Here is a 15,476-nt window from a genome sequence, read left to right on the forward strand (position 1 = left end):
CCAAGTCTTCCTGAAAGAATGCATTGACCTTATTGGGGGCTGCTTCGCAACCCAGCGGGAGCAAGCTCCCTTGCCACAGCAAGCTCCTCGCCACAACAAGCTCTCTAGCCACAGAGAGCGCCTGCAAATTTGAACATATCGTTTGGTTCTTGGGTGTAATTCGAGATTATTCACTGCCTGTCTGTAGGGTAATTTACCCTGATGTGTAAGGCATGCCTGTTTAACCTGAAGGCCATTGATGGTGCCAGGCAGGGAGCGCATGGTCGGGGTTCGGTAACTTAAAAAGGACGAACCCCATGCTGGTATTAAGCCGCGCGGTAGGTGAAATAATTTCGGTGGGTGACCAGATCACTTTGCGCATTCTGGAAGTGAACGGCACCCAAGTGAAGCTGGGTGTGGAAGCGCCGGTGGGGGTCAATGTGCACCGGGCGGAGGTCTATCAGAAGATCCTCAGTCGCCACGGGCAGCAGGCCAACACCCATCCAGTGCCTGTGCCCAATCCTTGAGTCTCAGTCGAACAGGTGCTTGGGCACATCGTGCTTGAGCATCAACTGGCACTGCTCGCTCTCGGGGTCGAAAACAATCAGCGCCTGGCCCTTGGTCAGCGCCTGGCGTACCCGCAGCACCCGTGTTTCCAGGGGTGTGTCGTCACCATTGTCGGTGCCGTCGCGGGTCACGAAGTCTTCGATGAGGCGTGTCAGGGTGTCGACTTCAAGTGCATCGTAGGGAATCAGCATACAAGCCTCGGCTAGGGAATCCCGGCGATGCTACTGCGCCGGGATCCGAGTTGCCAGTCTCAGGTTTTTTGGCCCACCAGGCTGTCCACCGACGGCACGCGGGTATCACTCTCCATTTGTGTGTCGTGTTCGATCTGGTGACTGAACCGGTCGAGGGAGCCCTTGGCCGGCTGTGCATCGCTGGCGAACACCGGCGGGCTGAGGATGTACGCGCCCAGCAGGCGACTCAGCGCGGCGAGGCTGTCGATGTGCGTGCGCTCATAACCATGGGTGGCATCGCAACCAAACGCCAGCAGTGCGGTACGAATGTCGTGGCCGGCGGTCACCGCCGAATGCGCGTCGCTGAAGTAGTAGCGAAACAGGTCGCGGCGCACCGGCAACTCATTCTCCGCCGCCAGGCGCAGCAGGTGGCGGGACAGGTGATAGTCATACGGCCCGCCGGAATCCTGCATCGCCACACTCACCGCGTGCTCGCTGGAGTGCTGCTCGTGGGCTACCGGAGCGATATCGATCCCGACGAACTCACTCACATCCCACGGCAATGCCGCCGCCGCACCACTGCCGGTTTCTTCGGTGATGGTGAACAGCGGGTGGCAGTCGATCAGCAGCGGCTGGCCGCTGTCGACAATCGCCTTGAGCGCCGCCAGCAGTGCGGCAACCCCGGCTTTATCGTCCAGGTGACGGGCGCTGATATGCCCGCTCTCGGTGAATTCCGGCAGCGGGTCGAAGGCGACGAAATCGCCGACGCTGATACCCAGGGAGTCACAGTCGGCGCGGGTGGCGCAGTAGGCATCCAGGCGCAGTTCGATGTGGTCCCAACTGATGGGCATTTCATCCACGGCCGTATTGAACGCGTGACCGGAGGCCATCAACGGCAACACGCTGCCACGGATCACGCCGTTATCGGTGAACAGGCTGACGCGGCTGCCTTCGGCAAAACGGCTGGACCAGCAGCCGACCGGCGCGAGGGTCAGGCGGCCATTGTCCTTGATCGCCCGCACGGCGGCGCCGATGGTGTCCAGGTGCGCGGAAACGGCGCGGTCGGGGCTGTTTTTCTGGCCCTTGAGGGTGGCGCGGATGGTGCCGCGCCGGGTCATTTCAAAGGGAATGCCCAGCTCTTCGAGGCGCTCGGCAACGTAGCGCACGATGGTGTCGGTAAACCCGGTGGGGCTGGGAATAGCGAGCATTTCCAGCAGCACTTTTTGCAGGTAAGCGAGATCCGGTTCGGGGATGGTTCGGGTCATAAAGACTCCTGATGAGTTGAGGATGATCGTTCCCACGCTCTGCGTGGGAATGCCTCATGGGACGCTCTGCGTCCTCTCTTGTGACGCGGAGCGTCACGGGCTGCGTTCCCACGCAGAGCGTGGGAACGATCATTCACGCCGTCGGTTGGCTATGCGGGAACAACAGGTCCACGAACTTTTCAGCCGTCGGCTGCGGTTCATGGTTGGCCAGCCCGGCCCGTTCGTTGGCTTCGATAAACACGTAGTCCGGTTGGTCGGCGGCCGGCACCATCAGGTCCAGGCCCACCATGGGAATGTCGAGGGCACGGGCGGCGCGCACGGCGGCGTCCACCAGGGTCGGGTGGAGGATGGCGGTGACGTCTTCCAGGCAACCGCCGGTGTGCAGGTTGGCGGTACGTCGCACCGCCAGGCGTTCGCCACGGGGCAGGATGCTGTTGTAGTCGTAGCCGGCCGCCTGCAGGGTGCGTTGGGTTTCATGGTCCAGGGGGATTTTGCTTTCGCCATCGGTGGCGGCCTGGCGTCGGCGGCTCTGGGCTTCGATCAACGCGCCAATGGAATGCTGGCCATCGCCGGTGACTTCCGCCGGGCGGCGAATGGCGGCGGCGACCACTTCGAAACCGATCACCAGAATCCGCAGGTCGAGGCCTTCGTGGAAGCTTTCCAGCAGTACGCGCGAGTCGAACTGGCGGGCCGCTTCAATGGCTTTTTGCACGTCTTCAATGGTCTGCAAATCCACCGCCACGCCCTGGCCCTGTTCACCATCCAGCGGCTTGACCACAATGCGCTGGTGCTCGTCGAGAAACTCCAGGTTGTCATCGGCACTGCCGGCCAATTGCTGGGCCGGAAGGTTCAGGCCTGCGGCCTTGAACACCTTGTGGGTCAGGCTCTTGTCCTGGCACAAAGTCATGCTGATGGCGCTGGTCAGGTCGCTGAGGGATTCGCGGCAGCGCACCCGGCGGCCACCGTGGCTCAGGGTGAACAAGCCGGCATCGGCATCGTCCACTTGCACGTCGATCCCGCGCCGATGGGCTTCCTCGACAATGATCCGCGCATAGGGATTGAACTCCGCCTGCGGGCCAGGGCCGAGGAACAGCGGCTGGTTGATCCCGTTCTTGCGCTTGATGGCGAAGGTGGTCAGCGCGCGAAAGCCAAGCTTGGCGTAGAGACTTTTCGCCTGGCGGTTGTCGTGCAGCACCGACAGGTCGAGGTAGCTCAGGCCACGGCTCATGAAGTGTTCGATCAAGTGGCGCACCAGCACTTCACCCACCCCGGGGCGGGTACATTGCGGGTCGACCGCCAGGCACCAGAGGCTGCAGCCGTTCTCCGGATCGTGAAAGGCCTTCTGGTGGTTCAGGCCCATCACGCTGCCGATCACCGCGCCGCTGTCTTCGTCCTCGGCGAGCCAATACACCGGGCCGCCTTGATGGCGTGGCGTGAGCAGCGCCGGGTCCACCGGCAACATGCCGCGCCCCTGGTACAGCTGGTTCACCGCCTGCCAGTCCGCCTCGGTTTGTACCCGGCGAATCCGGAACCCGCGAAACACTCGGGTCGCCGGACGATAGTCGGTGAACCACAGGCGCAGGGTATCGGACGGGTCGAGAAACAACTGCTGGGGATCAATCCCGAGGATCTGCTGCGGCGCCGCCACATACAGCGCGATATCCCGCTCGCCGGGCTGCTCGTTGAGCAACTCCAGGGCCAGGCTCGCCGGGTCCGGGAAGGTGTGGCCGATCAACAGCCGGCCCCAACCGCAATGCACGGCAATCGGCGTGGGGTCCAGTTCGCTGCCGTCTTCGGCGAAGCGGGCTTGCAGGCGCTCGTAGGAGGGCGCCTGGCCTCGCAGCAAGCGTTGGCTGTAAGCCGTGGCATGAGGTTTCATGAATCAGATTCCTTGTTCGCTGAGCCACAGGTTCAGCGCCGCCAGTTGCCACAGCTTGGAGCCGCGCAACGGGGTCAGTTGGCCTTGGGGATCGGTGAGCAGGCGGTCGAGCATGGCCGGGTTGAACAGGCCGCGGTCCTGGCTTGGGTCCAGCAGCAGCTCACGCACCCAGTTCAAGGTGTCACCCTGCAAATGCTTGAGGCCGGGCACCGGGAAGTAGCCTTTCTTGCGGTCGATGACCTCGCTCGGGATCACCCGGCGCGCCGCTTCCTTGAGCACTTGTTTGCCGCCGTCCGGCAGTTTGAATTTGCCCGGCACGCGGGCCGACAGTTCTACCAGGCGATAGTCGAGAAACGGCGTGCGCGCTTCCAGGCCCCAGGCCATGGTCATGTTGTCGACGCGCTTGACCGGGTCATCCACCAGCATCACGGTGCTGTCCAGGCGCAGGGCTTTGTCCACCGCCGCATCGGCGCCGGGCTGGGCGAAATGCTCGCGCACGAAGTCACCGGCGGCGTCATTCGCGGTCAACCATTTCGGCGCGACGGTAGCGGCATAGTCGTCGTAGCTGCGGTCGAAAAATGCGTCGCGGTAGGCCGCGTACGGGTCGCTTGCGCCATCCACCTGCGGGTACCAGTGGTAACCGGCGAACAGTTCATCGGCGCCCTGGCCGCTTTGCACCACCTTGCAGTGCTTGGCCACTTCCCGGGACAGCAGGTAGAAGGCAATGCAGTCATGGCTGACCATCGGCTCGCTCATGGCGCGGAACGCCGCCGGCAATTGCTCGATGATTTCGCTTTCGGCGATACGCAGTTGGTGGTGACGGGTGCCGTAATGCTTGGCGATCAAGTCTGAATACTGGAACTCGTCGCCGCGCTCGCCACCCGCGTCTTCAAAACCGATGGAGAAGGTCGACAGGTCCTGCACGCCGACTTCCCGCAACAGGCCCACCAGCAAGCTGGAATCGACACCGCCGGAAAGCAGCACGCCCACATCCACCGCCGCCCGCTGACGAATCGCCACGGCTTCGCGGGTGCTGTCGAGCACGCGGTCGGTCCAGTCTTCCAGGGTCAGGTTGGCTTCATCGGCGTGGGGGCCGTAGGGCAGGGTCCACCAGGTTTTCTGTTCTGTCTTGCCATCGGCGTCGATGCGCATCCAGGAGGCGGGCGGCAGCTTTTCAATGCCCGCCAGCAGGGTGCGCGGCGCCGGCACCACGGCGTGGAAGTTCAGGTAGTGATTGAGCGCCACCGGATCGAGGATCGGGTTGATATCGCCACCCTTGAGCAGCGCCGGCAAGGCCGAGGCAAAACGCAGGCGCTGGCCGGTGCGCGACAGGTACAGCGGCTTCACGCCGAGGCGGTCACGGGCGATGAACAGGCGCTGGGCATCGCGCTCCCAGATGGCGAAGGCGAACATCCCGTTGAGCTTGGGCAGCAGGGCTTCGCCCCAGGCGTGGTAGCCCTTGAGCAGCACTTCGGTGTCGCCACCGGAATAGAAGGCGTAGCCCAGGGCTTCCAGCTCTTCACGCAATTCCGGGAAGTTATAGATCGCGCCGTTGAACGCCAGGGACAGGCCCAACTGGGCGTCGACCATCGGTTGGGCGGAGCCATCCGACAGGTCCATGATTTTCAGGCGTCGATGGCCCAGGGCAATCGGCCCCTGGGCATGGAAGCCCCACGCGTCAGGACCGCGTGGTGCCAAGTGATGGGTGATTCGTTCCACCGCTGCCAGGTCGGCAGGTTGGTGATCGAAACGTAACTCTCCAGCTAATCCGCACATAAATTCCTTACCGGTTTTTCCGTTGGGGAGGGATAGAAATGCAGCCCGCCAAAACGGCGGGTACCCAGAGACTGACCCGGGTAAATTGTGGGAGTTTTAGAACAATACGTTATAAGGCAAAGAGCCTTGACGGGTTGCAAGCCCGTCGTGGCCCTCAGGATTTGCCTGGGTTACCGCGGATCAGGGCACGCAGCGCGAAGCGATTGGGGTGACAGGCTTCGCTGACACTGCGCGGCAGCGGCAGGGGCTCATTGTCGAGCCAGGCGGCCAGCAGCTCTGCACAGAGTGGCGCGGTGACCAGCCCCCGTGAGCCATGGCCACTGTTGATATACACGCCGTGCAACCACGGGCACGGCGCATCAGGGACCTGCCGGGCGTCTTTGCCGAGGGCGGCGTAGGTGTGATCAAACGCCTCTCGCTGCGCCAGCGGCCCGACGATCGGCAGGTAGTCCGGGCTGGTGCAACGGAAGGCGGCGCGGCCTTCAAGCTGTTCGGGTGCCAGGCTGTCGGCGCCCAGGCGTTGCAGCAAATCGAGGGAGATTTCCCGCAGCATCTGCAGATTGCCCGCGTGCTCGGCCACCGTGGGCGTAAGGTCATCGCTCTTGAAGTCGAAGCTGGCACCGAGGGTGTGCTCGCCCAGGCGTGGCGGGGCGACGTAGCCCTCGGCGCACACCACCGTGGCCAACGCCTGGCTTTGCGCCGTTTGCGGCAGGCGAGTGATTTGCCCGCGGATGCGCTTGAGGGGCAAGTCAGCGCTGAAGGAAAACCGCTTGATCTCGGCGGCGCCGGCCAGCACGACCACACTGGCTTGAGCCAGAACCGTATCGCCCTGCAACGCCTGCCACTGACCGTCGACCTGCTTGAGCTCAAGGGCGTCGTGGTGCTGGAGCACTTCGATCAGCGGGTGCCTGGCTTGCCATTCGCACAGCGCCGGCGGGTGAACCCAGCCGCCCTCGGGGAAGAACAACCCACCTTGCTCCAGCGTTATCCCGGCGCACGCCTGTGCCTGCTCTTTATCCAGCAGGTGCAACAGGTCTGGGGCAAAAGCGCCGGCCAGTTGTGCCTGGCGCTCGGCTTCCTTGGCGTTGAAGGCCAGTTGCAGCACGCCGCAGCCATCCCAGTCCACGCCACGTTGCAGGTGTTCCAGCAGGCGCCGGGTGTGGCCGAAACCGCTGAGAATCAACTGCGAAAGTGCCGTGCCATGGGCGGAAAGCTTGAGGTACAACACCCCTTGCGGGTTGCCGGAAGCTTCCTGTGCGAGCGCTGCGTGGCGTTCCAGCAAACTGACGCGCCAGCCGCGTGCCGCCAGGCTGGCCGCCGTGGCGCAACCGGCCAGGCCACCACCGATGACCAGTGCATGGCGTTCACCGGAAACCGCAGGTGGGCGCGCAAACCAGGGTTTTGCCGCGGCAGGCGCAGGCGTTTCAGCGGGCCAGCCGAGAAACTCACCCCGCAGGATTTCCCACTTGTGGCCGATGCCGGGCGTGCGCTTCATCTTGAACCCGGCGGCGTTGATCAACCGCCGTACCCAGCCGGTGCTGGTAAAGGTGCTGATGGTCGAGCCCGGCGCCGCCAGCCGCGCCAGTTCGGCGAACAGCTCGGCAGTCCACATGTCGGGGTTCTTGGCCGGGGCGAAACCGTCGAGGAACCAGGCGTCGACCTGTGCGTCCAGTTGCGGCAATTGCTCCAGGGCGTCGCCGATCAGCAACGTCAGGGTGACTCGACCGTTATCCAGTACCAGCCGCTGGAAGCCTTGGTGAATCGCGATGTATTGCGCCAACAGCTGCTCGGCGAACGGTGCCAGTTCCGGCCAGAGGGCGAGGGCGCGCTGCAGGTCGGCGTGGCTCAGCGGGTACTTTTCCACGCTGACAAAATGCAGGCGTGCACCCGCCACCGCGTGTTGATCAAACAACTGCCAGGCGCACAAAAAATTCAGGCCGGTGCCGAAGCCCGTCTCACCAATCACCAAGCGCCCGCCCATCGGCAGCGCCGCAAAGCGTTCCTGCAAACGGTTCTGTTCGAGGAACACGTAGCGGGTTTCTTCAAGGCCCGACTTGTCGGAGAAGTACACGTCATCGAAGACCCGCGAGTGCGGGCGACCTTGGTCATCCCAGTCAAGCTGGGCGTGGGATACGGGGTTCATGAGCGGCTCGGCAAAGGCAAGGCGGCCATTCTAGCTGATCAACAGGGTTGTCATTGATCCATGGCAAGCCGCTGTGGAATTTCCTGCCACGTGTTGTTGCCCAATCCGCTAGTCTTGATCACTTCTGGAACGGAGCCGCCCATGTTCGAATCTGCCGAAATCGGTCACGCCATCGACAAAGACACCTACGACGCCGAAGTGCCGGCCCTGCGTGAAGCCTTGCTGGAAGTGCAGTACGAACTGCAACAGCAGAAGCGCTTCCCGGTGATCATCCTGATCAATGGCATCGAAGGTGCGGGCAAGGGTGAAACCGTCAAATTGCTGAATGAATGGATGGACCCGCGCCTGATCGAGGTGCGCACCTTCGACCAGCAGACCGACGAAGAACTGGCCCGCCCGCCGGCCTGGCGCTACTGGCGCCAGCTGCCGGCGAAAGGTCGCATGGGGGTCTTTTTTGGTAACTGGTACAGCCAGATGCTGCAGAGTCGCGTCCATGGCGAGATCAAGGATGCGCGGCTCGACCAGGCCATCGCCGGTGCCGAGCGCCTGGAAAAGATGCTGTGTGACGAAGGCGCGCTGATCTTCAAGTTCTGGTTTCACCTCTCCAAGAAGCAAATGAAATCCCGGCTCAAGGCCTTGCAGGACGACCCACTGCACAGCTGGCGCATCAGCCCGCTGGACTGGCAGCAGTCCAAGACCTACGACAAGTTTGTGCATTTTGGTGAGCGGATCCTGCGCCGCACCAGTCGTGACTATGCGCCTTGGTATGTGATCGAGGGTGTCGATGCGCACTACCGCGGGCTGACCGTCGGCAAGATCCTGCTCGAAGGCCTGCAAAACGCCTTGAAAGTGCCCAAGGGTAAAGCCAGCGGCATGAACCCGGCGCCGCTGCCATCGGCGGTTGACCAGATGAGCCTGCTGAACAGCCTGGACATGAGCCTGAGCCTTGAAAAGGACGATTACGAAGAACAACTGATTACCGAGCAGGCACGGTTCTCCGGGCTGATGCGCGACAAACGCATGCGCAAGCACGCGTTGGTGACGGTGTTTGAAGGCAACGACGCGGCGGGCAAGGGTGGGGCCATCCGGCGTGTGGCGGCAGCCCTCGATCCCCGGCAGTACCACATCGTGCCGATCGCCGCGCCCAGTGAAGACGAGCGCGCCCAGCCTTACCTGTGGCGTTTCTGGCAGAAGATTCCGGCGCGGGGCATGTTCACCGTGTTCGACCGCTCCTGGTATGGCCGGGTGCTGGTGGAACGCATCGAAGGCTTCTGCACGCCGACGGACTGGATGCGCGCCTACGGCGAGATCAACGACTTCGAAGAGCAACTGCGCGACGCCGGGGTGATCGTGGTCAAGTTCTGGCTGGCGATCGACAAGCAGACGCAGCTGGAGCGGTTCCAGGCCCGCGAGGAAATTCCGTTCAAACGCTTCAAGATCACCGAGGACGACTGGCGTAACCGCGAGAAGTGGGACGACTACCGGGCGGCGGTGGGCGACATGGTAGACCGCACCAGCACCGAGATTGCGCCGTGGACGCTGGTTGAAGCCAACGACAAGCGCTGGGCGCGGGTGAAGGTACTGCGCACCATCAACCGGGCGCTGGAGGAAGCGTTCGACAAGACCGACAAGCATGACAAGAAGAAGTAACGCCATGCTTTTGCATACGCGGGGTGAATGATTGTCGCGGTTGAAGAGGGCGGGATCTATGCTCGATCCATCTCTCAACAACCACAACAATTGAGGTAGCCCATGCGTGAAGTAGTGATCGTCGACAGCGTGCGAACCGGCCTGGCCAAGTCCTTTCGCGGCAAGTTCAACCAGACCCGTCCCGATGACATGGCTGCCCATTGCGTGAACGCGTTGCTGACCCGCAACGGCATCGACCCGGCCACGGTCGAGGACTGCATCGTCGGCGCCGGTTCCAACGAAGGTGCCCAGGGCTACAACATCGGCCGCAATGTGGCGGTGTTGTCGCAACTGGGTACCGGTACGGCGGGCATGACCCTCAACCGTTTCTGTTCCTCGGGGTTGCAGGCGATTGCGATCGCCGCCAACCAGATTGCTTCCGGTTGCAGCGAGATCATTGTCGCCGGTGGGGTCGAGTCCATCAGCCTGACCATGAAGAGCGTCAACACCGATAACCTGATCAATCCGTTGCTCAAGGAGCAGGTGCCGGGCATTTACTTTCCCATGGGGCAGACGGCGGAAATCGTTGCGCGGCGGTATCACGTCAGTCGTGAAGAGCAGGATCTGTATGCGCTGCAAAGCCAGCAGCGTACGGCTCAGGCCCAGGCTGACGGGTTGTTCGATGATGAAATCGTTCCGATGGCGGTGAAGTACAAGGTTGAGGACAAGAACACTGGCGCGGTGCAGGTGTTGGAGGGGGTGGTGGATCGGGATGATTGCAATCGTCCGGATACGACGTTGGCCAGTCTTGCGGGATTGAAGCCGGTGTTTGCGGAGGATGGGTCGGTGACGGCGGGGAATTCGTCGCAGTTGTCTGATGGGGCTTCCATGACACTGGTGATGAGCCTGGAAAAAGCGCTGGAACTGGGGCTTAAGCCCAAGGCGTTTTTTCGCGGGTTTACGGTGGCGGGGTGTGAGCCGGATGAGATGGGGATCGGGCCGGTGTTTTCGGTGCCCAAGTTGCTCAAGGCCCGTGGGCTGGCGGTGGCGGATATTGATTTGTGGGAGTTGAATGAGGCGTTTGCCTCGCAGTGCCTTTATGCGCGTAATCGGCTGGAAATTGATAACGCCAAGTACAACGTCAACGGCGGGTCGATTTCCATCGGGCATCCGTTTGGGATGACGGGGTCGCGGCAGGTGGGGCATCTGGTGCGTGAGTTGCAGCGGCGCAAGTTGCGTTACGGCATTGTCACTATGTGTGTGGGCGGCGGCATGGGGGCCACCGGCTTGTTCGAAGCCGTACGCTGACTCAGTGTGGGAGTGGCGGTGCGACGATTCGACTTGCTCGCGAATGCGGCGGGGCAGTCGATGAAAATGTTGGCTGATAGACCGCCTTCGCGAGCAAGCCCGCTCCCACATTTGATCAGCACCGTATCCCAATCCGTTCACATCCCCCTAGAATGCACCTCCTCCACCTCAGGCATTCGGGGCACTCATGCACATCTCATCGGGCCGTTGGGTCTACGGTTTATCCCTGGCCCTGCTGACCGCGCTGCTCTGGGGCATTCTGCCGATCAAACTCAAACAGGTCTTGCAGGTGATGGACCCCGTCACCGTCACCTGGTTTCGCCTGGTCGTCTCCGGCAGTTGTCTGTTTATCTATCTCGCCGCCGTAAGGCGCCTGCCCAGTTGGCGCTCCCTCGGACCAAAAGGTGGCTGGCTGGTAGCAATCGCCGTGTGCGGCCTGATGGGCAACTACGTGCTCTACCTGGTCGGCCTCAAACTGCTGAGCCCCGGCACCGCGCAACTGGTGGTACAGGTGGGCCCGATCTTCCTGATGATCGCCAGCGTCTTCGTGTTCAAGGAACGCTTCAGCCTCGGGCAGGGCATGGGCCTGCTGGTGCTGATCATCGGCTTCGGCCTGTTCTTCAACCAGCGCCTGACCGAGTTGTTGACCTCCCTGGGCAGCTACACCGCCGGGGTGCTGACGATTCTCCTGGCCACCACCATCTGGACCTTCTACGCCTTGGGCCAGAAGCAGTTGCTGACGGTATGGAATTCGTTGCAGGTGATGATGGTGATCTACCTGTCCTGCGCGCTCTTGCTGACGCCATGGGCGCACCCGATGGAAGCGCTGCAACTGAGCCCGCTGCAAGGCTGGCTGCTGCTGGCCTGCTGTTTCAATACGCTGATTGCCTACGGCGCATTCGCCGAAGCCCTGGCCCACTGGGAAGCCTCGCGGGTCAGCGCCACCCTGGCGCTGACGCCATTGGTGACTTTCGTCGCGGTGGCGCTGGCCGCCTGGATGTGGCCCGAGTATGTGCACGCCGAAGACATCAATGCCCTCGGCTACGGCGGTGCCGTGTTGGTGGTGCTGGGGTCTGCGACCGTGGCGTTGGCGCCGTCGCTGTTCGCCGGGCTCAGGGCCCGGCGTGCACGATTGGCGTCTTAATGACCGGCTTCCAGCATGTTTTCCGGACGCACCCACTGGTCGAACTCTTCGTCCGTGAGATAGCCCAGCTTCAGCGCCGCTTCCCGTAGGGTCAGCCCTTCGGCATAGGCCTTCTTGGCAATCTCGGCGGACTTGTCGTAGCCGATGTGCGGGTTCAGCGCAGTCACCAGCATCAGGCCACGCTCAAGGTGCGCGGCCATTTGCTCGGCGTCGGGTTCCAGGCCGGCGATGCAGTGCTCCTGGAAGTTGCTGCAACCGTCGGCCAGCAGGCGGATCGATTCCAGCAGGTTGTGGATGATCACCGGCTTGTACACGTTCAACTGCAAGTGGCCCTGGCTGGCGGCGAAGCCAATGGTCACGTCATTGCCCAGCACCTGGCAAGCCAGCATCGACAGCGCTTCGCACTGGGTCGGGTTGACCTTGCCGGGCATGATCGAGCTGCCCGGTTCATTCGCCGGCAACTTGACTTCCGCCAGCCCGGCACGCGGGCCGGAGCCCAGCAGGCGCAGGTCGTTGGCGATTTTCATCAGGGCCACGGCCAGGGTCTTCAAGGCGCCGTGCAGGGTGGTCAACGGCTCATGGCCCGACAGCGCGGCGAATTTGTTCGGTGCGGTGACAAACGGCAGGCCCGACAGCGCGGCCAATTCCGAGGCAATCGCCTCGCCAAAACCGTGGGGCGAATTGAGCCCGGTGCCGACGGCAGTACCACCCTGGGCCAGTTCACACACGGCGGGCAGGGCGCTGCGGATCGCGCGTTCGGCGTAGTCGAGTTGCGCTATAAAGGCCGAGACTTCCTGGCCGAAGGTGATGGGCGTCGCATCCATCATGTGGGTGCGGCCGGTTTTCACCAGCTTCATGTGGCGCGCCGACAACTCTGCCAAACCACCAGACAGTTCACGGATCGCCGGCAACAGCTTCTCGGTGACGGCCTGCACGGCGGCGATGCTCATGGCGGTGGGGAAGCAGTCGTTGGAGCTCTGGGAACGGTTGACGTGGTCGTTGGGATGCACCGGGCTCTTGCCTCCACGGGGCTTGCCCGCCAGCTCGTTGGCACGGCCGGCGATCACTTCGTTGGCGTTCATGTTGCTCTGGGTGCCGCTGCCGGTCTGCCACACCACCAGGGGAAACTGGTCGTCGTGTTCGCCGGCGAGCACTTCGTCGGCGGCCTGTTCGATCAACCGGGCAATGTCGGCGGGCAGGTCGCCATTGCGGTCGTTGACCCGGGCCGCAGCCTTCTTGATCAGGGCCAGGGCGTGCAACACAGCCAGGGGCATGCGCTGGTCGCCGATGGCGAAGTTCACCAGCGAGCGTTGGGTCTGCGCACCCCAGTAAGCGTCATCCGGGACTTGCACTTCTCCCAGGCTGTCGGTTTCGATACGGCTCATCGGGCACACTCCTTCAGGTTCGTTTGCGCAGTTTAGGCCCTGATCGCCCGGTGGGGTTCCCTTAAAAGACTTTTCATCGGATTAAGCCCCGCAAAACCAGGCCCCACAAGGCGTGGGGTTGAGCCGCGGCGTTTTTTAGGCGCAGAATGGGCGCCCTTGGGGTCTTACCTCGCCTGCTAGAAAAGGAAACTCGATGACTCGTCTTCGTGCCATCTGTACCGCGGTTGCTCTGGTATGTGCCAGCGGCCAGGTTTTTGCCGATACCGCCAGCCACAACGCCAGTGCCGAAGCCTTCCTTACCCTGGCCCATGCCGACAAGCTGGGTACCCCGGTGTACATGCAAGTGCAACAAATGTTCGCCCAGCGTTTCGAGCAGACCAAGGCGCCTGCTTCCAAGCAAACCGTCCTGGACACCTACCAGGCCAAGGCCAACACCGCCCTGGACCAGGCCATCGGCTGGAACAAGCTCAAGCCGGACATGATCAAGCTCTACACCGACAACTTCAGCGAATCCGAGCTCAAGGACCTGGTTGCGTTCTACCAGTCGCCACTGGGCAAGAAAGTCCTGGAGAAAATGCCCCAGCTGACCCAGCAATCGGCCCAGATGACCCAGGCCAAGCTGGAAAGCGCGGTACCTGTGGTGAACAAGCTGCTGGAAGACATGACCAACGAGCTGACGCCAAAAGCCCCGGCCCCGGCCAAGAAGAAGTAAACAGGAATGACCATGCAACAGCGTATCGAATCGGCACTCGTCGCCCTGAGCCCGGAACACTTGAGCGTGCTGGATGAAAGCCATATGCACAGCCGTGGGTTGCAGACCCACTTCAAGGCCGTGCTGGTCAGCCAGCAGTTCGAGGGCCTCAACCGCGTCAAGCGCCACCAGAAGGTCTATGCCACGTTGGGTGACCTGATGAGCGAATTCCATGCGTTGGCGCTGCATACCTACACGCCTGAAGAATGGGCGAAAATCGACGCAGCCCCGGCCTCGCCGACCTGCGCCGGCGGTCACTGACACTGTGGCACATCAGCGTGATGTGGCGAGGGAGCTTGCTCCCGCTGGGCTGCGCAGCAGCCCTTCTGCCAATCACCGCGAGCTTTCTGAAAGGTTGCAACTGCCTGGTTGGGGCCGCTCCGCAGCCCAGCGGGAGCAAGCTCCCTCGCCACAGTAAGAGGCGGTCCATAATCGTCGCCATTTTTGTTAGAATCCGCAACGCGCCGCTCAGTCGGCGCGTTTTTTTTGCATCCGGTTCACCCTTTACGAGGGTAGCCACCTGGAGAGAACACCCATGACTCAACCGATTGTCGTGGCGGCACTGTATAAGTTCGTCACCCTCGAAGATTACGTCGCCCTGCGCGAGCCACTGCTGCAGGCGATGGTCGACAACGGCATCAAAGGCACCTTGCTGATTGCCGAAGAAGGCATCAACGGCACCGTTTCCGGCAGCCGCGAAGGCATTGATGGCTTGATGGCCTGGCTCAAGAACGACCCGCGCATGGACGACATCGACCATAAAGAGTCGTACTGCGACGAGCAGCCGTTCTACCGCACCAAGGTCAAGCTCAAGAAAGAGATCGTGACCTTGGGCGTCGAAGGCGTCGACCCGAACAAGAAAGTCGGCACCTACGTCGAGCCGCAGGACTGGAATGCGCTGATCAGCGACCCTGAAGTGCTGCTGATCGATACCCGCAACGACTACGAAGTGTCCATCGGCACCTTTGAAGGCGCGATCGACCCGAAGACCACCAGCTTCCGCGAATTTCCCGACTACATCAAAGCCAACTTCGACCCGGCCAAACACAAGAAAGTCGCCATGTTCTGCACCGGCGGCATTCGTTGCGAAAAGGCCTCGAGCTATATGCTCAGCGAGGGTTTCGACGAGGTGTATCACCTCAAGGGCGGCATCCTGAAGTACCTCGAAGAGGTGCCGCAGGAAGAAACCAAGTGGCAGGGCGACTGCTTTGTGTTCGACAATCGCGTGACCGTGCGCCACGACTTGAGCGAAGGCGACTACGATCAATGTCATGCCTGCCGCACACCGGTCAGCGTCGAGGACCGTGCATCCGAACACTATGTAGCTGGCATCAGTTGCCCGCATTGCTGGGATAAGCTTTCAGAGAAGACCCGTCGCAGCGCGATCGACCGGCAAAAGCAGATTGAACTGGCCAAGGCCCGCAATATGCCGCACCCGATTGGCTACAACTACAAGCAATCCCCATCCTCCGAGGCCTGA

Annotated in this window: 13 protein-coding genes; 7 read left to right on the forward strand and 6 right to left on the reverse strand. The window is 62.2% G+C overall.

Annotation, left to right across the window (positions count from 1 at the left end; translation table 11 throughout):
* Nucleotides 1-296 precede the first annotated feature (296 nt).
* Nucleotides 297-506: a carbon storage regulator CsrA gene (csrA, locus tag A462_RS22795; RefSeq protein WP_008433220.1), complete on the forward strand. Its 210-nt coding sequence runs from the start codon at nt 297-299 to the stop codon at nt 504-506.
* A 3-nt stretch (nt 507-509) separates the two neighbouring features.
* Here csrA and A462_RS22790 read toward each other — a convergent pair whose 3' ends face one another.
* From A462_RS22790 to mnmC, 5 genes are all read right to left on the reverse strand, one after another.
* Nucleotides 510-737, reverse strand: a complete 228-nt coding sequence (locus A462_RS22790) for a YheU family protein (RefSeq protein ID WP_003192759.1) — start codon at nt 735-737, stop codon at nt 510-512.
* Between the two features lie 59 nt (nt 738-796).
* Nucleotides 797-1,981, reverse strand: a complete 1,185-nt coding sequence (locus tag A462_RS22785) for an osmoprotectant NAGGN system M42 family peptidase (protein WP_003216760.1) — start codon at nt 1,979-1,981, stop codon at nt 797-799.
* A gap of 133 nt (nt 1,982-2,114) precedes the next feature.
* The gene (gene ngg / locus A462_RS22780; protein WP_008433224.1) at nt 2,115-3,860 is read right to left on the reverse strand and encodes an N-acetylglutaminylglutamine synthetase; all 1,746 of its coding nucleotides are present in this window, start codon (nt 3,858-3,860) and stop codon (nt 2,115-2,117) included.
* A 3-nt stretch (nt 3,861-3,863) separates the two neighbouring features.
* Nucleotides 3,864-5,636 (reverse strand): N-acetylglutaminylglutamine amidotransferase, encoded by a 1,773-nt coding sequence (locus tag A462_RS22775; protein ID WP_008433226.1) that lies wholly within the window; start codon nt 5,634-5,636, stop codon nt 3,864-3,866.
* A gap of 154 nt (nt 5,637-5,790) precedes the next feature.
* Nucleotides 5,791-7,779: a bifunctional tRNA (5-methylaminomethyl-2-thiouridine)(34)-methyltransferase MnmD/FAD-dependent 5-carboxymethylaminomethyl-2-thiouridine(34) oxidoreductase MnmC gene (gene mnmC / locus A462_RS22770; protein ID WP_008433228.1), complete on the reverse strand. Its 1,989-nt coding sequence runs from the start codon at nt 7,777-7,779 to the stop codon at nt 5,791-5,793.
* A gap of 141 nt (nt 7,780-7,920) precedes the next feature.
* Between mnmC and pap the strand changes: the two genes are divergently transcribed.
* The 3 genes from pap to A462_RS22755 all read left to right on the forward strand — a co-directional run bounded on the left by pap (nt 7,921) and on the right by A462_RS22755 (nt 11,860).
* Nucleotides 7,921-9,429, forward strand: a complete 1,509-nt coding sequence (pap, locus tag A462_RS22765; RefSeq protein WP_008433230.1) for a polyphosphate:AMP phosphotransferase — start codon at nt 7,921-7,923, stop codon at nt 9,427-9,429.
* Nucleotides 9,430-9,531: 102 nt separating this feature from the next.
* The gene (locus tag A462_RS22760; protein WP_003216747.1) at nt 9,532-10,716 is read left to right on the forward strand and encodes a thiolase family protein; all 1,185 of its coding nucleotides are present in this window, start codon (nt 9,532-9,534) and stop codon (nt 10,714-10,716) included.
* A gap of 187 nt (nt 10,717-10,903) precedes the next feature.
* Entirely contained in the window at nt 10,904-11,860 is a 957-nt protein-coding gene (locus tag A462_RS22755; protein WP_003216745.1) for a DMT family transporter, read from the forward strand.
* Here A462_RS22755 and A462_RS22750 read toward each other — a convergent pair.
* Nucleotides 11,857-13,245, reverse strand: a complete 1,389-nt coding sequence (locus tag A462_RS22750) for a class II fumarate hydratase (RefSeq protein ID WP_003216744.1) — start codon at nt 13,243-13,245, stop codon at nt 11,857-11,859. The two genes, A462_RS22755 and A462_RS22750, sit on opposite strands and share 4 nt — an antisense overlap.
* Nucleotides 13,246-13,438: 193 nt before the next feature.
* Between A462_RS22750 and A462_RS22745 the strand changes: the two genes are divergently transcribed.
* The 3 genes from A462_RS22745 to trhO all read left to right on the forward strand — a co-directional run bounded on the left by A462_RS22745 (nt 13,439) and on the right by trhO (nt 15,476).
* Nucleotides 13,439-13,957: a DUF2059 domain-containing protein gene (locus tag A462_RS22745; RefSeq protein ID WP_003216742.1), complete on the forward strand. Its 519-nt coding sequence runs from the start codon at nt 13,439-13,441 to the stop codon at nt 13,955-13,957.
* 6 nt (nt 13,958-13,963) lie between these two features.
* Entirely contained in the window at nt 13,964-14,257 is a 294-nt protein-coding gene (locus A462_RS22740) for a BolA family protein (protein WP_003216739.1), read from the forward strand.
* Nucleotides 14,258-14,531: 274 nt separating this feature from the next.
* Complete coding sequence (trhO, locus tag A462_RS22735) at nt 14,532-15,476, forward strand: oxygen-dependent tRNA uridine(34) hydroxylase TrhO (RefSeq protein WP_003216738.1); 945 nt, start codon at nt 14,532-14,534, stop codon at nt 15,474-15,476.

It is taken from the genome of Pseudomonas sp. Ag1 (genome assembly GCF_000278565.1).
Taxonomy (GTDB): Bacteria; Pseudomonadota; Gammaproteobacteria; order Pseudomonadales; family Pseudomonadaceae; genus Aquipseudomonas.